General features: G+C 66.7%; 20 protein-coding genes. 12 read left to right on the top strand and 8 right to left on the bottom strand.

Going from position 1 to position 19,387, the window contains the following annotated elements; genetic code table 11:
* Window positions 1-83: 83 nt before the first annotated feature.
* The 4 genes from H7J73_RS25715 to H7J73_RS25700 are packed head-to-tail and all read left to right on the top strand — an operon-like array spanning window position 84 to window position 5,323.
* On the top strand, window positions 84-1,067 hold the full coding sequence (locus H7J73_RS25715; RefSeq protein ID WP_264070587.1) for an adenosine deaminase family protein: 984 nt from the start codon (window positions 84-86) through the stop codon (window positions 1,065-1,067).
* Window positions 1,064-2,419, top strand: a complete 1,356-nt coding sequence (locus H7J73_RS25710) for an NtaA/DmoA family FMN-dependent monooxygenase (protein WP_264070586.1) — start codon at window positions 1,064-1,066, stop codon at window positions 2,417-2,419. The genes H7J73_RS25715 and H7J73_RS25710 overlap by 4 nt, the downstream gene beginning before the upstream one ends.
* Before the next feature lie 49 nt (window positions 2,420-2,468).
* A complete protein-coding gene (locus H7J73_RS25705; protein ID WP_264070584.1) occupies window positions 2,469-3,992 on the top strand; it encodes a purine-cytosine permease family protein in 1,524 nt (507 codons plus the stop codon).
* Window positions 3,989-5,323 carry a flavin monoamine oxidase family protein gene (locus H7J73_RS25700; RefSeq protein ID WP_264070582.1) on the top strand — a complete coding sequence of 445 codons (1,335 nt, stop codon included), beginning with the start codon at window positions 3,989-3,991 and terminating at the stop codon, window positions 5,321-5,323. Before H7J73_RS25705 ends, H7J73_RS25700 begins: the two co-directional genes overlap by 4 nt.
* A 313-nt stretch (window positions 5,324-5,636) precedes the next feature.
* Here the strand turns inward: H7J73_RS25700 and H7J73_RS25695 are convergent, their stop codons facing one another.
* Together H7J73_RS25695 and H7J73_RS25690 are read right to left on the bottom strand one after the other, a co-directional pair.
* Window positions 5,637-6,101 carry an FHA domain-containing protein gene (locus H7J73_RS25695; RefSeq protein WP_264070581.1) on the bottom strand — a complete coding sequence of 155 codons (465 nt, stop codon included), beginning with the start codon at window positions 6,099-6,101 and terminating at the stop codon, window positions 5,637-5,639.
* A gap of 65 nt (window positions 6,102-6,166) precedes the next feature.
* Window positions 6,167-7,015: a PP2C family protein-serine/threonine phosphatase gene (locus H7J73_RS25690; RefSeq protein WP_264070580.1), complete on the bottom strand. Its 849-nt coding sequence runs from the start codon at window positions 7,013-7,015 to the stop codon at window positions 6,167-6,169.
* A 148-nt stretch (window positions 7,016-7,163) separates the two neighbouring features.
* On the opposite strand from H7J73_RS25690, the gene H7J73_RS25685 reads away from it, so the two are divergent.
* Window positions 7,164-7,568 (top strand): DUF4267 domain-containing protein, encoded by a 405-nt coding sequence (locus H7J73_RS25685; RefSeq protein ID WP_264070579.1) that lies wholly within the window; start codon window positions 7,164-7,166, stop codon window positions 7,566-7,568.
* On the opposite strand, the gene H7J73_RS25680 is transcribed toward H7J73_RS25685, so the two are convergent.
* Window positions 7,533-8,480: a CorA family divalent cation transporter gene (locus H7J73_RS25680; RefSeq protein WP_264070578.1), complete on the bottom strand. Its 948-nt coding sequence runs from the start codon at window positions 8,478-8,480 to the stop codon at window positions 7,533-7,535. The genes H7J73_RS25685 and H7J73_RS25680 overlap by 36 nt on opposite strands.
* Window positions 8,481-8,590: 110 nt before the next feature.
* On the opposite strand from H7J73_RS25680, the gene H7J73_RS25675 reads away from it, so the two are divergent.
* Window positions 8,591-9,046 (top strand): SRPBCC family protein, encoded by a 456-nt coding sequence (locus H7J73_RS25675; protein ID WP_264070577.1) that lies wholly within the window; start codon window positions 8,591-8,593, stop codon window positions 9,044-9,046.
* Between the two features lie 4 nt (window positions 9,047-9,050).
* Here the strand turns inward: H7J73_RS25675 and H7J73_RS25670 are convergent, their stop codons facing one another.
* Window positions 9,051-9,584 carry a TetR/AcrR family transcriptional regulator gene (locus tag H7J73_RS25670; RefSeq protein ID WP_264070576.1) on the bottom strand — a complete coding sequence of 178 codons (534 nt, stop codon included), beginning with the start codon at window positions 9,582-9,584 and terminating at the stop codon, window positions 9,051-9,053.
* A 256-nt stretch (window positions 9,585-9,840) separates the two neighbouring features.
* On the opposite strand from H7J73_RS25670, the gene H7J73_RS25665 reads away from it, so the two are divergent.
* From H7J73_RS25665 to H7J73_RS25655, 3 genes are all read left to right on the top strand, one after another.
* Window positions 9,841-10,224: an STAS domain-containing protein gene (locus tag H7J73_RS25665; RefSeq protein WP_276031759.1), complete on the top strand. Its 384-nt coding sequence runs from the start codon at window positions 9,841-9,843 to the stop codon at window positions 10,222-10,224.
* 33 nt (window positions 10,225-10,257) lie between these two features.
* On the top strand, window positions 10,258-10,722 hold the full coding sequence (locus H7J73_RS25660) for an ATP-binding protein (protein ID WP_264070575.1): 465 nt from the start codon (window positions 10,258-10,260) through the stop codon (window positions 10,720-10,722).
* A gap of 192 nt (window positions 10,723-10,914) precedes the next feature.
* A complete protein-coding gene (locus tag H7J73_RS25655; RefSeq protein WP_264070574.1) occupies window positions 10,915-11,616 on the top strand; it encodes a dienelactone hydrolase family protein in 702 nt (233 codons plus the stop codon).
* On the opposite strand, the gene H7J73_RS25650 is transcribed toward H7J73_RS25655, so the two are convergent.
* Entirely contained in the window at window positions 11,617-12,594 is a 978-nt protein-coding gene (locus H7J73_RS25650; protein WP_264070573.1) for an ankyrin repeat domain-containing protein, read from the bottom strand.
* 92 nt (window positions 12,595-12,686) lie between these two features.
* Here H7J73_RS25650 and H7J73_RS25645 point away from each other — a divergent pair, with 92 nt between their 5' ends.
* A complete protein-coding gene (locus tag H7J73_RS25645) occupies window positions 12,687-13,577 on the top strand; it encodes an SDR family NAD(P)-dependent oxidoreductase (RefSeq protein WP_264070572.1) in 891 nt (296 codons plus the stop codon).
* Here the strand turns inward: H7J73_RS25645 and H7J73_RS25640 are convergent.
* From H7J73_RS25640 to H7J73_RS25630, 3 genes are all read right to left on the bottom strand, one after another.
* Window positions 13,549-14,004, bottom strand: a complete 456-nt coding sequence (locus H7J73_RS25640) for a hypothetical protein (protein ID WP_264070571.1) — start codon at window positions 14,002-14,004, stop codon at window positions 13,549-13,551. The two genes, H7J73_RS25645 and H7J73_RS25640, sit on opposite strands and share 29 nt — an antisense overlap.
* Window positions 14,005-14,103: 99 nt before the next feature.
* On the bottom strand, window positions 14,104-15,585 hold the full coding sequence (locus H7J73_RS25635) for a serine/threonine-protein kinase (RefSeq protein ID WP_264070568.1): 1,482 nt from the start codon (window positions 15,583-15,585) through the stop codon (window positions 14,104-14,106).
* A gap of 57 nt (window positions 15,586-15,642) precedes the next feature.
* The gene (locus H7J73_RS25630; RefSeq protein ID WP_264070566.1) at window positions 15,643-16,326 is read right to left on the bottom strand and encodes a TetR/AcrR family transcriptional regulator; all 684 of its coding nucleotides are present in this window, start codon (window positions 16,324-16,326) and stop codon (window positions 15,643-15,645) included.
* 216 nt (window positions 16,327-16,542) lie between these two features.
* Between H7J73_RS25630 and H7J73_RS25625 the strand changes: the two genes are divergently transcribed.
* A complete protein-coding gene (locus H7J73_RS25625; RefSeq protein ID WP_264070564.1) occupies window positions 16,543-18,516 on the top strand; it encodes a dipeptide ABC transporter ATP-binding protein in 1,974 nt (657 codons plus the stop codon).
* Window positions 18,516-19,385 (top strand): ABC transporter permease, encoded by an 870-nt coding sequence (locus tag H7J73_RS25620; protein ID WP_264070563.1) that lies wholly within the window; start codon window positions 18,516-18,518, stop codon window positions 19,383-19,385. Before H7J73_RS25625 ends, H7J73_RS25620 begins: the two co-directional genes overlap by 1 nt.
* The last annotated feature ends 2 nt before the right edge of the window (window positions 19,386-19,387 follow it).

The raw sequence follows: 19,387 nt of genomic DNA, 5'->3' as shown, positions 1-19,387 counted from the left end.
TGCTCGCGCACTGAACTTAAGCTGCCGTTACCGCACAGGTTACGAAGAGGTCCTGCGCCAGACTCCTAATCTGCGGAGGACCTATGCGATCCCTGCGCGACTTGCCCAAAGCTCACCTGCACGCCCATCTCGACGGCTCCTATCCGCTGGCCGCGGTCCAGGAGTTGGCCCAACGCCGCCGCACACCCTTCGACCGTCCCGATCAGTTTCCCGACGTGTGGTCCTTCTTCGACGCCTACGGCACCGTGCCGGCATTGGTCGAAAGCCGCGAAGACCTCGCCGGGCTATGCCGCGCCCTGGTCCACCAGGAGGCCGCGCAGGGTGTCGTCTATCTGGAACCGGCGATCGAACCGCAGCTCTACTCGACACTGGGCACCCTCACCGACGTCACCGACACCATCCTGAAGGCCTTCGCCGAAGCGGCCGACGACACCGGCATCGAAGTCGGGGCTACCCTGACCGTCAACACCGATTCGGACGAGGAGATCGCTGTCGAACTCGCCTCCGTCGCAGCCACTTTCGCCGGAGCTGGGGTGACCGCCTTGGGCACAGCGGGTTTCGTCGAGCCCGCCGGGCTGCATCGGTACACCGGGGCTGCCGACAAAGCCCGCGCGGCAGGGTTGCCGATCGTCAGCCACGCCGGCCAGACCGGCGGCCCCGACAGCGTCGCCGAAGCCCTTGATGTGGTTGGCGCCAGCCGTCTTTCGCATGGCTTCCGCTCCGTCGAGAGCTCGGAGCTGGTGGACCGCCTGGCGGCCGAGCGGATCTGCTGTGACATCTGCCCGGTCTCCAACGTCGCGCTCGGAGTGGTGGCCGACCTTGGCGTCCACCCGGCGCCGGCCCTGCTGGCCGCGGGCGTTCCGGTGACGCTCAACGCCGACGACCAGCTCTGGTTCGGCGTCAGCATCACCGGACAATACGAGATAGGCAGGCAAACCTGGGGTCTCGACGATCACACCTTGGCCGGATTCGCCCGCTCCGGAACGTCCGCCCAAGGCATGAGCACCAGCACCAGAAACCAGATGACCACCGCCATCGCCGCGTGGCTACAGGAGGAACCGCGATGAAGTCGATCATCTTGTCCGCGTTCGAGATCAACGGGGTGAACCTCACCAGCCAGGGACTGTGGGCGCACCCCGAGAACCAGACCTACCGCTACAAAGACCTGAACTACTGGGTCAGCCTCGCCCAGCTACTCGACCGCGGCGGCTTCGACCTGCTGTTCCTGGCCGACTCCTACGGCTATCCGAGGCTGAACGGCGCCACACCCGACGTGGCTTTCGAACAGGCGGTGGAGATCCCCAAGAACGATCCGATGCTGCTGGTCCCGGCAATGGCCAGCCACACCAGCAACCTGTCATTCGCGATCACCACCTCGACGACCTTCGAGCATCCCTACGCCAACGCCCGTCGGCTGGCCACCCTGGACCACCTCACCGGAGGCCGGCTCGCTTGGAACGTGGTGACCACCAGCAGCGCTGTGGTCTGCGAGCTGTTCGGGCGGGCACCGGTTCCGCACGACGAGCGCTACGCCATGGCGCAGGATTTCCTGGATGTCACCTACCAGCTGCTCGAATCATCCTGGGAGGACGGCGCCGTGGTGGCCGACAAGGCGTCCCGGTTGTATGCCGACGCTTCACGGGTCCACCCGATCCAGCATGACGGTCCGTACTTCTCGGTGTCGGGATACTTCAACTGCGAGCCGTCGCCGCAGCGGACCCCGGTAATCCTGCAAGCCGGGGCGTCCAGCGCGGGCCGCACGTTCGCGGCCGCCAACGCCGAAATGTCGTTCCTTCAGGGCAAGGATGCGGCGATGCTTCGCACCCAGGTCCAGGGCCTGCGCGACGCCGCCGTCGCAGCAGGTCGCAAATCCAATGCTGTCAAAGGCATTTCAGGTTTATCTGTGGTGACCGGCTCCTCTCGGGCGCACGCGCAGGAGCGGCTGGAGGAGTACCTGTCCTGGGTCGACGCCGACGCCGCCCGGACCTACTACGCCAGCATGACCGGCATCGACCTCGCCAGCCTCGACCCGAACGCGTCGTTCGCCACCGTGCAGACCGAGGGGGGCCGCACCCAGGTGGACCGCTACCGCGAGAACACCGTCCGCGAGGCCACCGCCGACTTCCTGCGCCGCGGCATGCGGGAGCTGATTGTCGTCGGCACGCCCGACGAGGTCGCCGACGAGATTGTCGAACTGGTGGACTACACCGGCCTCGACGGGTTCAACTTCACCCCGTTCGTCTCGCCGGGCTCGTACGTCGACTTCATCGACCACGTTGTGCCGCAACTGCGCCGACGCGGCCTGCTGCCGGCCGAACCCCGGCGTGGCACCCTGCGGGAGCGGATCTTCGGGGACGGCCCGCACCTCGGCAACGACCATCAGGCCGCGCGAGTACGTCACGCGGTGACGTCCCGATGAGTTTCCCTCGCTCAGTGTCGAGCATCCACCACCCGAGCGGAGGACAATCATGAGTATCACCGAATCGCCCGGCCCGGCCACGCGCGGCAAGACACTTGCCGTCGAGACCAACGGCATCAACCCGATCGCCGAACACGAGCGCAAAGGCAAACCGCGAGATCTCTTCTGGCCGTGGTTCGCCGCCAACGTGTCGGTACTGTCGGTTAGCTACGGCTCGTTCGTACTGGCGTTCGGCATGTCGGTCTGGCAGGCGCTCGCCGTGGTCCTGGTCGGCGTGATCGCGTCGAACCTACTGTGCGGATACATCGCAACCGCTGGCCGGCGCGGCTCGGCCCCGACAATGACATTGAGCCGCAGTGCTTTCGGAGTCCGCGGCAACCGGCTGCCGTCACTGCTGTCCTGGATGCTGACGGTCGGGTGGGAAACCAGCCTGGTGGTGGTGGCCGTGCTGGCCACCTCGACGATCTTCGAACGGCTCGGCTGGACCGGCGGGGTGGTGGTGAAAGTCGTTGCGCTGCTGGTGGTGGTGACGATGATCGTCGCAGGCGGCATGCTCGGCTTCGACGTCATCATGAGGCTGCAGCGCTGGCTGACGGTGCTCACCGCCGTCCTGACCGCGCTCTACATCGCGTTCACTATCAACCAGGTCGACTGGCACGCTCTGGCTGCGCTACCGCCAGGTGGCACACCGATCGTCATCGGCGCCATCTTGTTCGTGATGACCGGGTTCGGACTGGGCTGGGTCAACGCGGCCGCGGACTATTCGCGCTACCTGCCCCGCACCGCGTCCTCCAAGGGGATCGTGGGCTGGACCACCTTGGGCTGCTCGCTCCCACCCGCGGTGCTGCTCATTTATGGCGTGTTGTTGGCTGGTTCGTCGAGCACGCTGAACGAGGCGATCGCCAGCGACCCCGTCGGGGCCCTGACCACGATCCTGCCCACCTGGTTCCTCATCCCGTTCGCGGTGGTGACGGTGGTCGGTCTGGTGGCCGGCGCGATCATGGACATCTACTCATCAGGTCTGGCTCTGCTGAACGTGGGCCTGAAGACGTCGCGGGTGACGGCGGTCGGGGTCGACGCGCTCATCATGCTGCTCGGAGCGATCGCGGTGGTCTTCTTCTCGCCTAACTTCATCGGCCCGTTCCAGGGCTTCCTGATCACCCTCGGCGTGCCGATCACCGCCTGGTGTGGCATCTTCATCGCCGACCTGGCGTTGCGCCGCGGACCTTACGCCGAACGGGATCTGTTCGATCCGCGCGGCCGCTACGGCGACATCCGGTGGATGCCGATCGCGCTGATCGCCATCGCCACCGTCATCGGTTGGGGTCTGGTCACCAACTCGATGGCGCCGTGGCTGGCGTGGCAGGGCTATCTGCTGGGGCCGCTGGGCCTGGGTGGCAAAGATGGCGCTTGGGCGTTCTCGAATCTCGGCGTGATCGTCGCCCTCGTCATCGGGCTCGGCGGCTACCTGCTGCTGGGCCGTAGAACCGTCCGGGCGCAGGAAAGTCTGCCTGTCGGAGCGGAATTCGAGATGTCCAACACCGAAGCCCAACAGGTCGGGCTGACTGAGTGACCGACGTCGACGTCATCGTGGTGGGCGCCGGCTTGGCCGGCCTCACCGCGGCGCACGCCCTGGTCGACCTCGGGGCGACGGTGCAGGTCCTGGAAGCCGCGGACCGGGTCGGCGGGCGGACGAGGGGTGGATTCACCGCCGACGGGCAGTGGCTGGAACTCGGCGGGCAGTGGGTTTCGGACGAGCACACGGCGCTGCGCGCCCTGGTGGACCGATTCGGATTGCAGCTGGTGGACGCGGCCACCTCGGGACGGGTGGTGCATGTGCACGACGGTCGGGTGGTGGAGGCGCAGGCACTCGCCCAGAATCACATCGAATTAGATTCCGCGACAGCTCAGTTCACGGCGCTGGTCGAGGCCGTCGACATGGAACAGCCGTGGCGCACTCCAGACGCCGCGGTGTTGGACGAGCAGACCTTCGCCGGCTGGATTCGGACTGTTGTGCCGGATGCCGCGGCGCGGGCCCAGTTCACCGCAGCCTGTGCGGCGCTGTTCGTCCCCGACCCCACTGAGGTGTCGCTCCTGCATGCGGCGTTCTACTTCCGTTCGACGGGCCTGATCGGCGCATTGCGCGGTATCGACCGCCAAGCCCAGGAGTGGCGCATCGACGGCGGCCCGTCGGCGCTGTGCGACCGGATGGCAGCCGGCCTCGGCGACGTGGTCCGCCTGAACGCGCCGGTGCACAAACTTGCCCACAACGACGGTGTGCTAGCAGTCACCGACGACGGATCCCGCTACACCGCCCGGCACGCCATCGTCACGACTGCACCGCCGATGGCAGCGCGGATCCGGTATGACCCGATTCTGCCCAGTGACCGCGACCAGTTGAGCCAACGACTGCATTCCATTGCGGTGGTCAAGATCTACCTGGTCTACGCCCGGCCGTTCTGGCGGGATGCCGGACTGAGCGGGGAGGCGGTCATCGAGGGCGGGCCCATCCCAGTGGTCATGGACAACACCCCACCTGGCTATGCGGGTGGCGTGCTCGTCGGCTTCATCGAGGGCGCCGACTCGCTGAAGTGGGGTCTACGCAGTGCCGCGGAACGGCAGCAAGTCTTTGTGGAGACCGCGATGACGGTGTTCGGGGAGCAGGCCGCGAACCCGGTCGAATACCTCGAATACGACTGGAGCATGAACGAATTCACCCGCGGCTGCTACAGCGGGCACTTCCCACCGGGAGCGTGGACGTCCTACGGGTCGGCGCTGACGGCTCCGGTCGGGGCCATCCACTGGGCCGGCACCGAAACCGCGCGCGAGTGGACCGGCTACATGGAGGGAGCTGTTCGGTCGGGGGAGCGGGCGGCACGCGACGTCATGGCATCGTCTTACTGAAGCGACGGTGCAGCTGCTGCCTGGATATGCCGAGCAGGCTGCCGATCTCGCCCCACGAGTAACCGACCTCCCGGGCATCGCACACGGCTTGTTCGTACCGCGCCCGTGCACGATCGAGATCATCGCGGGCGAGATGGAGTTCACGCCTACGCGGTTTGTGAAGAGTTCGATGACCACGGGATCGGGAACTTCCGGTCCGAGAGACTCGCGAGATTCCAGCTCACGCTCGAACTCTTCCATCGAACGTCGGACCAGTCCGGGAGCTCAGCCATGGGACGAATTATGCGACGGATGGGTGACGCGCCGGGGACGATCACCCCCAGTCAAGCTCCCCGATGGTGATCGTGGTCCACGCACCCACGTGGATGCGATCGCCAACCGACAACCTCACCTCATGATTCACCTGCAGCAGTTCGTCGCTGCCGTTGAGGCTGGTTCCGTTGGTCGAGCCGAGGTCGGCGACGGTCAAGCCGGAATCGCGGATCCTCAGCTCGGCGTGTCGAGTCGAGACGCCCCGATCGACCGGAGGGATGCCGAGGTCGATCCGTGGGGCGATTTGCTGTCTGCGATTGCGTCGACCGACCAGGGTAACGCTGTCTTGCAACGTGATTCGGCGCGGCTCGAAGGACCGCGGAAACTCGACCCGGCCGTTACCGCTACGGGCGGCGGCACGGCGATAGAACTCCGGGTCGGCGTCGACGATCGCGATCCAGCGGGAGGGCTCACCGGTAGGAAGCGCTGAGTCGTGTCCGCACGATTCGCAGAATCGCAACGGCATGCGTGCATCGCAGGACGGGCAGCTCCGCGGCGATGCGCCCGAATCATCCGCTGGTTCAGCAGAGTTCATGGCATGCGGATCGGCGTCACCACGACGGTGATGTTGTCCTGACCGCCAGCGGTGACGGCGTAGTCGGTGAGCGCACGCGCCGTCGCGGCCGGATCGGCAGCATCGACGAACGGCACCAGATCGGCGGCGTCGGGCAGATAATTCCACAGCCCATCGGTACAGAGCAGCAGCACGCCGGCGCCGGTCATGGTGAACGTCGAGACGCTCGACTCGGCCCACGGTTGTGCGTCATTGTCGGCCCCGAGCCAGCGGGTCAGGGTGTGTGCGCCTCGCTGCACGGCCGCCGAGTCTTCGGGCAGGCCTGCGGCGATCAACTCCCGCGCCAGCGAATCGTCCAGCGTCAGCTGCCGGGGGGCCTCGGATGACTCCGGGAACCAGAACGCTCGGCTGTCACCGACATTGCCGACGACGATCTCCACTGCGCCATCAGCATTCGGCACCACGGCCGCGGCGGTGTAGGTGCACGAGGGCGCCATTTCCAGCCGCCCGCTCGTTCCCAGCATGGCTGCGGCCCGCGCGGCCGCGGTGAGTCCGGCGAACACCGCATCATCGGCCTCGCCGGAGGCCAGGGTGGTGAGCATGGCGTCCACACCGGCTTTCGACGCGGCAACGGCCGCCAGGTGAGCATCGGTGGAGCTGGAGACACCGTCACACACCGCGATGGCGATCCCGGGCCGGCCGGAACCGGTCGTCACGGTGCCCGCCGCGGCCGCGTCTTCGTTGCGGTGGTGTGCCAGGCCGCGGTCGGTGATCAGCGCGATCTCTCCAACCTGTGCCTCATCGCGATCGGGCAGGGGGTCGGCACTTTCAGGCGCGGACCGCGGGATCGCGGCGTGGTCCGTCATACCCGGGCCCTCAGGCGGATCATGGTTACGTTTGCCATCAACGCGATACGGTTTCATACATCGGCGCTCCCGCGCGTGATTCCCGCGCCAAGAACGCGGCGTGGGATTCTGGGCGCACGCGCGACGACTTGAATCTAGGCTGCGAGGCATGTCGATCGACCGCGCCGCGCTTGTCGCGGGCAGTATCCGTCTGGCCTCCGGCATCCAGTTCCTGATCGACCCCGTCCGGGCGAACCGGGTGTGGGGCGGCTCGGAGGAGCCCAAGGGCACCCACCGCCTGCTGCTGTACTCGATGGGTTACCGCGACGCGTTGATCGGTGGGCTGCTGGCCAGTGCGGCCCTGCGCGGTAAAAACACTCGTGGCTGGTTTCTGGCCTCCGGCGGTGCCGACGCAGCCGATCTGATGGGCGGTTTGAGCGCGCATAACGAGCTCAAACGCTCGGAGCAGCTCATCGGTCTCGGCGGCGCGGCCATCGGGATCGGCGTCGGACTGTGGGGCGCAACCCGGCGGGGCCCGTCAAAAGAAGCCGCGACGCTTCGCCCAGAGCAGTAGGACCACCGCCAGCAACACCATCAGCACGACGGCGATCCAGATCGCCGCCCACTGCGTGTGGTCGTTGGCGATCAGGTTCATCCCGAGGACCGAGGACACCGCGGTGACCGGGGCGGTGACGGCGGCGATCATCGCCAGCCGTTCGGCCGCGACGGTCATCTTGGTGGTGGTCCGCGCCTGGTAGAACTCGATGGCGCCCTGCAGGTAGCCCTTCTGGGTGTCGGCCATCACCGACAGGCGGTGGAAGCGGTCGACGATGTCCTCCAGCAATGCCTGGCGGTCTCCCTCGCCGAAGGCGGCGATGGTCACCATCCGGCCGCATACCTCGCGGTTCAACGCGGCCATCGTGCTGATTGTCAGCAGCCCGTGCCGGACCCAGAACAGCTCGTCCAGAAAGGTCTCGGCGTTGCCGATGGGCCCTCGGGAAACTTCCTGCTCAAGCTGCCAGACCTCCTTGGTCAGGTCGGAGACATAGCCGCGCATGCGGGCCGCCGTCGCCTTGAGCATCGCATGGGAGAGTTCAAAACCGTTGGTGGGCCGAAACTTTCCCGTAGTGAGCCGTTTCAGGACGGTCTCCACCTCGATCATCGCCGCGGACCGGTCGACAGCGGGGTTGATCGGACCGTGCACGGTCACCAGATAGCGCTCGCCGATGAACTGGTCCAACTCGATGTAGTGCACATGTCCGCGCTCGCCGGGATGGGGCGCGAACTGAACCAGGAACAAGTGGTCGTCGTAACGGTGCACCTTCGGCACGTGATTGCGCTTCGACGCGTCATGGATCGCGAGTGAATGAAACCCGAACTCCGTGGTCAGAATCTCCTCGACCTCGTCGTCCCACACCGGAATGTCGACCCAGACCAGGCCGTCCGGGCGGGTCAGCAGGTCGGTTAGTTCGCTTTCGTCACGCAACTCGACTCCTTCGGGAGTGAGGAAACGGACGTCCAATTCAGCCTCCTGGCTTGGTAATCGCCGTGCACTGTACAACTGTTGGCTGTGGGAGGTGGTACTAGGTTGAACCGGTGAGCCCGTGGATCGCCGTCACCGAACGAACCGTCACCGAGCGGGTGTCTGCCTCACCTGCCGATGTCCGCGCGTTCTACCTCGACCTAGACAACATCAAGGCGGTCCATCCGTTGGTGGTGGCCGTGGAAACCGTCGCGCGCTCCGAGACGCCGCAGGGGTACGTGCAGACCTACCGCGTCCGCGACCGCATTCCGCTCGGTCCGCTGACGCTGCCGATCAGCTATGAGGCGACGTTGACCGTGCCCGTCGTCGGCGACGTGGTTGCCGATTCGCGGCAGTTTCCGCAGGTACGGCTACACACCGTGGTGTCGTTCGAACCGGTCGGCGCCGGCACGGAAGTCGCCGAGCGGATGCGGATCAGTGCGCCGCGGCCATTGTTCGGCACCACGGTGCGCCAGGCGGTGGCGGCACACCGCACGATGCTGGCGGGGATCCGCGACCGGTTCAGCTGAGGGGTCAGCCGCGGTCTTTGATTCCTGTCGCGTGCCGAAGCTGCGCCAGGAACTGGTCCGCGTCGTCGCTGCGCACCACGTAGTGCGCGACCGCGACCCGTACGGCCGTCGCGGCGGCCACGGCACCCTTTGCGCCGGGCAGCAGCTTTTCCAGCCGCTCCCGCATGACCGGAATGACCGACGGCATCTGGCCGATCACGTGGCCCGGCTCGATGTCGATCATCCGCACACCGGAGTAGCTCTGCTGGTAGCTGACGATGAATCTCAGTGCGGCATCCAGCTTTTCGGTGCCGCGCAGGCCGGCGGTGACCTTATTGATCCCGCTGTCGAACATATAACTCTCCCAGAGGCCGAACGCGTCGAGCAATTCCTCCTTGGACGCGAACCAGCGATACAGCGTCGGGCGGGAGACTCCGGCCTGCAGCGCCACCTCCGACAGGCTGAGCTTCGTCATCCCGTTTCGGCCCAGCACCTCCGCGGTAGCCGCCAGGATGCGTCCGCGGGTGGAGCTGTCGATCTCGGAATCAGACTGGTGCACGCCGGCGTCCTCCGTTTTCTTCCCTGGTCCCAGCACGGGCTGTGACAGCTTTACAGACTTGCCGATAAGTGTCATTTGCTTCGCGAAATGGGAAATGGCGTGCGCGAAGGCATGGGTGGAATCGGAGGCTCGCAGGCATCTGGGATAATCTGGCCAAGGTTTAATCAGTTGTCCTTGCCGGGTTCAAAATGCAGCCCTTGCGAGATCGACGCATGTGGCTGGCCGGCCCGGTGACATGCACAGAGTGAGGTGAATCTTGACTGAACAGCCTGGCCTCGCCAACGACGCCAACGGTTCTGCTGCCTGTGCGATCGGTGAAGAGTGGTTCGGTCGTGTCGTAGTGCTGGCCGTCTCCGGAGTTGTCGACATGTTGACCGCTCCGGCCCTCGAGGATGCCATCACCACGGCACTGGGCAAGTCGCCTGCCGCGTTGGTGATCAATCTCAGCGATGTGGAGTTCCTCGCGTCCGCAGGGATGGGTGTGCTCGTTGCCGCCCATGACCAAGCCGCCCCCGAGGTGGGGTTCGCGGTTGTCGCGGACGGGCCGGTGACAAGTCGGCCGCTCAAACTGGTCGGAATCGCCGACATCGTCAGCCTGCATCCGACTCTGGATGCCGCGTTATCAGAACTGGGTGCATAAAGCTCACCGCTGGCGGGTAACCCCCACTTTGCCATGACGAACTCCCCGCGCCCCTCAGCAATCCGATTTGATCGCCTTCTCGACGCCGAGCCGGGCGACGTGGCCCGGGTGCGTGAAGAGTTGGGGCGCTGGCTGCTGCAGAAGTTTGAGCTCGATTCGATGCGGCTCAACGACATGGTGCTCGCCGTTTACGAGGCACTGGCCAACGCTGCCGAGTTCGCCTACTTGACCGCACCCACCCCCGGCTGTGTAAACCTGCGGGCCGAACACGATGCTGCCAGTTCCGCATTGACGCTGATCGTGGCCGATGAAGGTCGGTGGCGAGAGGTCGATCCGACCCAGCGCTGCCGGTACCGCGGTCGTGGCCTGCCCCTGATCAAGGGACTGGCCGACGTCGCCACCGTCGAGAGCTCGCCCCGTGGTACCACCGTGCGAATGGTCTTCCACGATGTCGAGCCAGTCGCGTCGCGCAACGGCGCCACAGTGGCCAACTACTGACGACACAGTTCTGCACTCAAACCACAAAACCGCCGGCACAGTGTGCCGGCGGTTTGGGTGTCGGTGCCTGCGTGCGCCTCTCGGCAAGTGGTCGCTCGTGGCGACTGAGGTTGGTACCCGGGGCATGCTAGACACCGACAAGCCAATTTAACCACGACCGGTGGCGCTCTATTCCTTTGAAAGGCGTGCGATATGCCCGATGTCACGTTCGACGCTGCACCGGGGACGCTGCCCGGCTATCAGACCGAGCCGACGGGTCCGGGTCCGTGGCCCGGGGTCGTCGTAATCCACGACGCGTTCGGCCTCACTGGCGATCTGAAGCGCATCTGTGATCGGCTGGCCAACGCGGGCTATCTAACCCTGGCGCCGGCGCTGTTCCGACGCGGGAACCGGGTCGCGTGCGTCGTCGCCACCCTGCGCGCGATGGCCACCGGCTCCGGAGCGGCGATCGACGATATCGTCGCCGCCCGCGACCACCTGGCGGCCGACCCCCGCTGCACCGGCAAGATCGGCATCGTCGGGTTCTGCATGGGCGGCGGTTTCGCACTGCAGATGGCACCGCGCGGAGTGTTCGACGCAGCGGCACCCAATTACGGCAACCTCCCCAAGAACCTCGATGCGCTGCGCGACGCGTGCCCGACAGTCGCGAGCTACGGCGCCAAAGACCGCACCCTGCCCGGTGCGGCCGCCAAGCTGGAGAAAGTCTTCACCGAGGGCAACGTCGCGCATGATGTGAAGGAGTATCCCGAGGTCGGGCACTCGTTCATGAACGACTTCGGTACTCCGGCGCCGCTGCAATTCGTCGTCGGCGCAGCCGGTTTCCTGTATTCGGAGCCGGAAGCCGAAGATGCCTGGCAGCGCATCGAAGCCTTCTTCGGCGAGCACCTGAATTAGCTAGCGCAGTGCCGCCTGCACTGCTTCGACACCGACACCGGCCGCCAGTTCATGGTGGTGATCGGTGACCTCGGCCCCACCTGCCCGCAGGATCTCGGCAACCGCGGCGACGTCGGCCGAACGGTAGCCGGCCGAGCGCGAACCGACCACCCACCACGACAGCGCCGCGTCCAGCCCGCGATCCGGATCGGCGCCCAGTTCGACCAACGCCGCGACCGTGGCGGGCAGGACCCGCCTCGCGGCGGTCTCGATCGGCTGGGCGCCGCTGTGGGTGGCCGCATCCACTGCGGCGCCGGCGGCGACCAGCATGCGGATCAGCGCCGGATCGTCGTCGTCCTCGCCGGCCACATGCAACGGCGTGGACCCGTCGGAATCCTGCAGCGTCGGATCGACCCCGCGGTTCAGCGCATGCTGCAGCGCCTCGGTCCGTCCGCGCCGGACGATCTCATGCAGGATCGTCGTGAAAGTTTCACCGCGAGCACTTAATTCGATCCGGCGGCCGGGATCGGCACCCGCGTTGATGAACGTCACCGCAGTGGCCGTGGACAGCGAGCGCACGGCGTACCACAACGGCGACGCACCACAGCGATCCAGCGGGTCCGGGTTCATCCCCGCCGCGAGTAGTGCGGCCAGCGAGGTGCTGCCCAGACGCGCCCGGTCGAACAGATCCTGGACCGCGGGAGTAAGCGGCTCCGTCCACTGCGGAGGCGTGATCTCCAGTGCATCGAGCACCCGCAGCACGCCGTCCCGCTTGTCGCCGAGGTCATACCAGGGCCATGGCCCGGAGCCGCGGGCGAGGAAATCGTCGACGCCGACCCGGGATTCCGAGGAGAAGCTGCGGCCGTCGTCCTCGTAGCTGGTCAGGAAGACCAGCGCATCCCGATCGCGCGACACCACCACGCTCGACCAGCCGTCCTGATACCTCGCGAGCTCGGCCACCCCTTCATCATCGCGTCGCCGAGCGGCAATCGTCGTCAACTGGACACCGTGTCCGCCGCGGCCGTACCGGCCGACCTCGGATGACCCCCGTGGCAGTATCTCCACACCAACTGCAACGGTGAGGGAGAGACGTGACGGAACGCCTACTGGCAGGTCGCGGGGCTGTGGTGGTCGGCGGCAGCCGTGGTGTCGGGCGCGCGGTCGCGACGCTGCTGGCCGAACTCGGCGCGGCAGTGGTGGTCAACGGGCGCGACGACGCCGCGGTCGGCGACACGGTCTCGGCGATCGCCGCGGCCGGGCACCGCAGTATCGGCTTCGCCGGCTCACCCACCGACGACGCGACGGCAGCCGCCCTGATCGGTGCGTGCGTGGCGGCTTACGACCGGGTCGACATCCTGGTCAACTGCGCCGGGATTCCCGAGCCGCCGCGGTCGTCGATCCTGTCGATCACCAGTGCCGAGTTCCAGGAGCTGCTCGACAGTCATCTCGGGACCGCTTTCCACGCCTGCCGGGCGGCGGCACCGCTGATGGTGCGGCAGGGTTCGGGGTCCATCATCAACACCAGCTCGTTCGCGTTCCTCGGCGATTACGGCGGCACCGGCTATCCCGCCGGCAAAGGTGCGGTCAACGGGCTCACCATGGCGATCGCCGCGGAGCTGCGTGAGCACCATGTCCGCGCCAACGTCGTCTGCCCCGGCGCGAAAACCCGGCTCTCGACGGGACCCGACTACGAGGAACAGATCAACGAGCTCAACCGCCGCGGCCTGCTCGACGACGTCTCGACCCAGGGTGCGCTCGATGCCGCGCCACCGGAGTACGTCGCGCCGCTGTACGCGTTCCTGGCCAGTGATCTGGCCGCCCACGTGACGGGTCAAATCCTGATTGGCGCAGGCGGTTTCGTCGGACGCTTCGACAAGCCGACACCGGCGTTCCTCGGCTACCGCGACCACAACGACGCGCCGCCATGGACCCTGTCCGAGCTGCGGGCGATGATTACCCGACGGGAACCGGGGTCACCGTGACGGTGCCTGCGCCAGGGGTCGGACGGTTCGGATCGGCGGCCGCACCGGAGGTCGGGATCGAGCCACCTGGCGGCACCAACGAATGGGTATTGGGGGCGCCGGGCTTTTCCTGGCCGGGAGCCAGTGTGCAGTCCAGCATCAACGACTGCTTGGCGCTGGGGCCGATCGACTTCTGCTGGGAGACTATGCACTGTGACTGCGGCAGGTCGCTGCCGACGGAGCCGCCGAAGACCGCCGAATAGCCCTGCGAATGCAGAATCGCGACGGCCTTTCCGTACGTCTCACCGGTCACGTCTGGAGCGGACGCGCTGGCCTGGCCTGCACCGACCACGGCCATCGCGACCGCAGCGGCACCGCCACCGACCATAAGAGCGAGCTTCTTCAACGCAAGACCTCCGTATGTTTCTGCGGTGTGAAGATATCCCACATGTGACACCTGTGAAACTCCTGACCTATCGCCGCGGCCTTCCAAAACGTTTCACATCACACCCGAATTCACAGGTCACGGCTTTTCAGGGACGGCCGGTCACGGCGCGGTACCGTGCAAAACCTCGTCAGCGCACCGTAGCCTGCTGTGCCCGGTCTGCTGCATACAGATTCGCACCGGTGACTCGGTCTCCATGGGCGGCGGGGCCAACGGCGACGACGTGACCACCGGGTTGGCGAGCTGGCCGGGAGTCAGAGACCACAGATAGCGGTTGGTGTACTGCAGATTCGCGCAGTAGGCGGTCGCCCCGTCAGCGGTGACGCCAGTGCCGCCGGGTTCCGAGCAGTCGGCACCGATATTCGCGCTCGTGGTCGTTGCAGCGGTGGTCGTTGGTGTCGGGGAGACCGTCTCGGTCACCGTGTCGGTGGTCGCCGTGGAGGTGACCGGAGGCGGCGGGGCGGGCGCGGTGGTGGCGGTCGTCGAGCCGGTAGGAGTGGTCGAGGTGGTCGATCTCGAAGTCGTCGCAGTGCCGGACTCCCTGTCACCGGCGAACTGGCCGATCGCGAACGCCACCACCGCGACCAGCAGGATCGCCAGTACCACCGGCGCCACGATCATGGGCCGCAACCAGTGCCGGGTTTTCGGTTCGCCGCCGTTGTGGGCGGCCCGGTGAGCGTGAGTGGGGTGGGTGACCGGTGCCAGCCGGGTCTCGTCGATCGCGCCGGGGGGCTCGGCGCCGGCGGGCGCCCCCACCTGATGGCTCAGGGCGCGGGCGAAGTCGGCGCAGCGGGCGAAGCGATCCGCCGGATCCTTCGACAGTGCCTTGGTCAGCGCAGGGTCGAGATGGCTGAGTTCAGGGCGGTGCCTGCCCAGCTTCGGTGGCTGGGCATTGAGGTGCTGGCTGATCACCACCGCGGGATTGGAATGGGCGAACGGCGGTGAGCCCGTCAACAGATGAAAGGCGGTGGCGGCCAACGCGTACTGGTCGGCCCGGCCGTCCAGCGGAGCGCCCATCAGCTGTTCGGGCGCCGCATACGACACCGTGCCGACCGTCATATTGGTCGCAGTCAAACCGCTGGTGTCATCATCGCGGCGGGCAATGCCGAAGTCCGCCAACAGGATTCGCCGCTCGTTGGAATCCGGGTTGGCGATCAGGATATTGGCCGGCTTGACGTCGCGGTGCAGCAGATGGCGGTCGTGGGCGTAATCCAGCGCATCGGCGACGGCGTTGACGATGGTCATCACATCTGCCGGTGGGAGGCCGCCGGGATGGTCGCGCATCAGCTCGGCGGCGTCGGTGCCGTCGACGTAGTCCATCGAGATCCACAGCTGACCCTCGTATTCGCCGCGATCGTGCACGCCGACGATGTGCGGGTTCCACAAGCCGGCCGCCATATCCGCCTCGCGTTCGAAGCGAACCCGGAATTCCTCGTCCGTCGTCACCGACACCGGCAGCACTTTCAGTGCGTCCTGACGGGGCAGGCGCGGGTGCGCGGCCAGGTAGACCTCGCCCATTCCTCCTGCACCCAGGAGCCGGATGATGGTGTAACCGGCGAAAGTGGCACCTTCGGCCAGCGGCATGACGGGAATCCTACAAGCGCACGCCTCATCTCAACGCGATCCGATCGGCGCACCCGATCACCCGACGGGCACGGCCAGGCGGCGATCCGTTGCGGCCCGCAGCGCGGGGATGCCTTCGGCGGGCACTCCAAGCACCCGCATACAGGCGTCTGCAATATGTCCGGGCAGCGCCGAGCGCTGACGGTCGGGGTGGGCCGCGCGGATGTTCACCAGCGACTCCACCAATCGGAACGGCAGGTCTGCCGCCTCCTCGCCAACCGGGTAAGCGGTGGGCTGCGCGGCGACCGTCGCGCGGCTGAGGTCCAGATAGTGCAGCCGCAGCCGTTCGCGCTCGGCCCAGAATTCGGCCAACCGGGCTTCTCTGAGCTCCGGCATCAGATAGAGGGCCCCGAGATTCCAGCGACCGTTGAGCAGCTGAGCACCGTCGAATGACGCCAGAGCGTGCAGTTTCTCGGCAGGGGTCAGCGGCGGTTCGGTAGCTGCCAGCTGCTCGACGAACTCCAGCGTGGGCGTCACCGTCTGATGCAACAACGCCGAGAGGATGTCATCTTTGGTCTTGAAGTAGTGGTACAGCGACGCCTGCCGGACTCCGACCGCTTCGGCGATGCACCTGGTTGAGGTGCTCGTGTAGCCGCGGGTGGTGAACAGCTCGGCGGCTGCGTCCAGGATTTCGTCGCGGGCGCTGATGCCCGGTCGCCGCCGGGTCGTCAGCCGCGGCCGGCCGGCCCGAGTCGTCGCCACCCTCACATCGTGGCGCAGATGCGGCAAGAAAAGGAGCCTCCCGAGTTTCTGTCACATGACAGAAACACGGGAGACACATCGGTTACGACAACGCAGTGTTTGGTTACGCCAGCGACACCCACCGCGGCTGTCGAATGTGAAAACTGTCAAACGACAGGCTGATGGCTCGTTGTCGCGCCCTCCTCACCTGTCCTTCGAACAAGTCGGGAGTAGTGGATGGGAACAGCGGTCTCCGAAATCGACCCGCAACGATCCTCAACCACGCGGGCCGGGGAACCGGTGGCGAGCGTGGGCGATCTCCATGTGACGTTCCAGCGCAACGGTAAGGACGTACACGCACTCCGAGGGGTGTCGCTGTCCATCGCCAAGGGCGAGATCCTCGGGCTGGTCGGCGAGTCCGGCTCCGGCAAGAGCGTTCTCGGCTTCAGCATGCTCGGGCTGCTCCCCAAAAAGACCGATATCCGCGGCTCTGTCCGCGTTGCCGGTTCCGACATGGTCAAAGGGGAGCCCAAGGCTCTGCGCAAGGTTCGACGCCTCGATCTGGGGGCCATCTTCCAAGACCCGATGACCTCACTGAACCCGACGATGCGGATCGGCAAGCAGGTCGCCGAGGCGGCGGGCAGCGAGGAGGCTGCACTGCGCCTGCTCACCGCTGTCGGAATCCCCGAACCCAAACGCCGGCTGCGCGCTTACCCGCACGAACTGTCCGGCGGCTTGCGGCAGCGGGTGATGATCGCCATCGCCATTGCCGGCGATCCGGAACTGATCATCGCCGACGAACCCACCACCGCACTCGATGTCACCGTGCAGGCCCAGGTGCTGCGGCTGCTGGCCAAGCTGCGCGACGAAATCGGCTGCAGCATCGTGCTGATCACCCACGACCTCGGGGTGGCGGCCCAGATCTCGGATCGCATCGTCGTGCTGTATGCGGGGCGCATCGCCGAAATCGGCCCGACCGCAGCGGTTCTCAACACTGCCGCGCACCCCTACACAATCGGCCTGCTACGGTCGCGGCTGACGTTGGAAACCTCACGTGATCATCGGTTGGCCGCCCTGGCCGGCGTGGTGCCGAGCCCGATCTCGCCGCTGCCCGGCTGCGCCTTCGAGCCGCGCTGTCTGCTGTCCACCCCGGACTGCACGACGTCCCCGCCGGATCCGATCTCGATCGGGCCCGGCCGCGTCAGCGCCTGCATCCTGCCCGCCGACGAGGTGGCAGCCGATCTGGGTTCGCGTTCGACGAATACCGTCGAGCAGTTCCCGTCGACGACGGTGCACGAAAAGGGGGAAAGGCCCGCCGTTTCCGTCAGCGAGGTCACCAAGACGTTCAACGTTGGTCGCGGCGGTAAACTCCATGCGCTGCGCGGTGTTTCGCTGCAAGTCGCGCAGGGGGAGTCGGTCGCCCTGGTCGGTGAGAGCGGCTCGGGCAAGTCCACTCTGCTACGCGTCATCGCCGCGCTGGAAACGGCCACAACGGGTTCGGTCGCGCTCGCCGGTGAGGTCGGGCCACAGATGGTGTTCCAGGATGCCGGCGCCTCCCTGACTCCGTGGCTCTCGGTCGGCGAGCTGATCACCGAGCGGCTGCGGCGCACCACGATGTCGCGCAGCCAGCGCAGCGACGCCGTCGCCGAGGTGCTGCAGCGGGTCGGTCTTCCACTGGACATCACCAAGTCCCGCGCCGGGCAGCTCTCCGGCGGTCAGCGCCAGCGGGTTTCGCTGGCGCGGGCCACTGTGGTGCCCCCGACGGTCCTGCTGTGCGACGAGCCCACCAGCGCGCTGGACGTCTCGCTGGCGGCGTCGGTGCTGAACCTGATCGGGGATCTGCGCCGCACCCTGGACATGTCGGTCGTGTTCGTCACCCATGACCTGTCAGTGGCTCGCGTGGTGGCCGACCGGGTGGCCGTCATGTACCTGGGCCGCATCGTGGAAATCGGGCCCGCCGATGACGTCATCGCCCGCCCGACCCACCCCTACACGCAGGCGCTGGTCGACTCGATCCCCGACCTCGGCCGTGAATCCCGGGTGCTGGCGGGCGAACCCGCCAGCCCGCTGTCGCCACCGCCAGGCTGTGCCTTCAACCCACGGTGCCCGATCGCGGTGGACACCTGCGCCGACAGTCAATTGAACGTCCGCCTGGAAGGTGTGCCAGGAAACCGCCACCAGGTGGCCTGTATTGAACGGAAGGCGAGCTGATGGCCATCGCACTCCCTGCACCGAGTCTGCTGCAGAGCCGTCAGCGTCGACTGCTGGCGCTACCGAAATCGCGTGCCAATATCCTTAACTGGTCCGGTTTCTCGCTGTTGATCATCGTCACCCTGATCGCGGTTGCGGTGCCTATCCTGTCGCCGCACGACCCACTGATCCCGGCGGGCATGCCACTGCAGGCCCCCGGAAAGAACGGGTTTCTGCTCGGCACCGACAGCATCGGCCGCGATATCTTCAGCCGGGTGCTGTACGGCATTCGCTCCAGCTGGTTCGCCGCCCTGGTCGTCGTCGCGGTCGGTGTGCTGATCGGTGGCATCGTCGGTCTGATCGCGGGCGCGACCGGCGGCTGGGTCGACGGTCTGCTGATGCGCATCACCGACGGATTCCTGTCCCTTCCCGCCCCCGTGCTGGCCATCGCCGTGGTGGCCGCCCTCGGGCCCGGCTTTCTGCACACCCTGATCGCGGTATCCATCGTGTGGTGGCCGTTCTACGCCAGGCTCGTGCGCGGCGAGGTGGCCCGACTGGCGGCCCGGCCCCATATCGAGGCGGCCAAGCTGGCCGGGGTCGGCAAGCTGCGACTGATCGCGCGCCACCTGCTCCCTGGTGCGGTGCCCAACACCCTGGTCGCAGCCAGCCTGGACATCGGCACGCTGATCCTGACCCTGGCGGCGCTGTCCTTCCTCGGGCTCGGCCAGTCCGCGCCCGCCCCCGAGCTCGGTGCGGACGCCGCCAGGAATCTGAGTTATTTCCTGCAGCAGTGGTGGATTCCGGTGATGCCCGGCCTGGGCGTGCTGGTGCTGGCGCTGGTCGGCAACATCGCGGGCGACAGCCTGCGCAACCTGATGAAGACGAGCTGAGA

Source organism: Mycolicibacterium komossense, assembly GCF_025822605.1.
GTDB classification, from domain to species: Bacteria; Actinomycetota; Actinomycetes; order Mycobacteriales; family Mycobacteriaceae; genus Mycobacterium; species Mycobacterium komossense.
Note: the sequence above shows the minus strand (reverse complement) of the source record. Positions and strands in the feature narration are given on the sequence as shown.

Bases quoted from the DNA above. Each gene is read 5' to 3' on its own strand.
- H7J73_RS25710 (WP_264070586.1), top strand. From the start codon at position 1,064: ATGAAGTCGATCATCTTGTCCGCGTTCGAGATCAACGGGGTGAACCTC.
- H7J73_RS25655 (WP_264070574.1), top strand. From the start codon at position 10,915: ATGCCCGATGTCACGTTCGACGCTGCACCGGGGACGCTGCCCGGCTAT.
- H7J73_RS25660 (WP_264070575.1), top strand. From the start codon at position 10,258: ATGACGAACTCCCCGCGCCCCTCAGCAATCCGATTTGATCGCCTTCTC.
- H7J73_RS25715 (WP_264070587.1), top strand. From the start codon at position 84: ATGCGATCCCTGCGCGACTTGCCCAAAGCTCACCTGCACGCCCATCTC.
- H7J73_RS25695 (WP_264070581.1), bottom strand. From the start codon at position 6,101: ATGCCGTTGCGATTCTGCGAATCGTGCGGACACGACTCAGCGCTTCCT.
- H7J73_RS25705 (WP_264070584.1), top strand. From the start codon at position 2,469: ATGAGTATCACCGAATCGCCCGGCCCGGCCACGCGCGGCAAGACACTT.
- H7J73_RS25690 (WP_264070580.1), bottom strand. From the start codon at position 7,015: ATGACGGACCACGCCGCGATCCCGCGGTCCGCGCCTGAAAGTGCCGAC.
- H7J73_RS25620 (WP_264070563.1), top strand. From the start codon at position 18,516: ATGGCCATCGCACTCCCTGCACCGAGTCTGCTGCAGAGCCGTCAGCGT.
- H7J73_RS25685 (WP_264070579.1), top strand. From the start codon at position 7,164: ATGTCGATCGACCGCGCCGCGCTTGTCGCGGGCAGTATCCGTCTGGCC.
- H7J73_RS25635 (WP_264070568.1), bottom strand. From the start codon at position 15,585: ATGCCGCTGGCCGAAGGTGCCACTTTCGCCGGTTACACCATCATCCGG.
- H7J73_RS25625 (WP_264070564.1), top strand. From the start codon at position 16,543: ATGGGAACAGCGGTCTCCGAAATCGACCCGCAACGATCCTCAACCACG.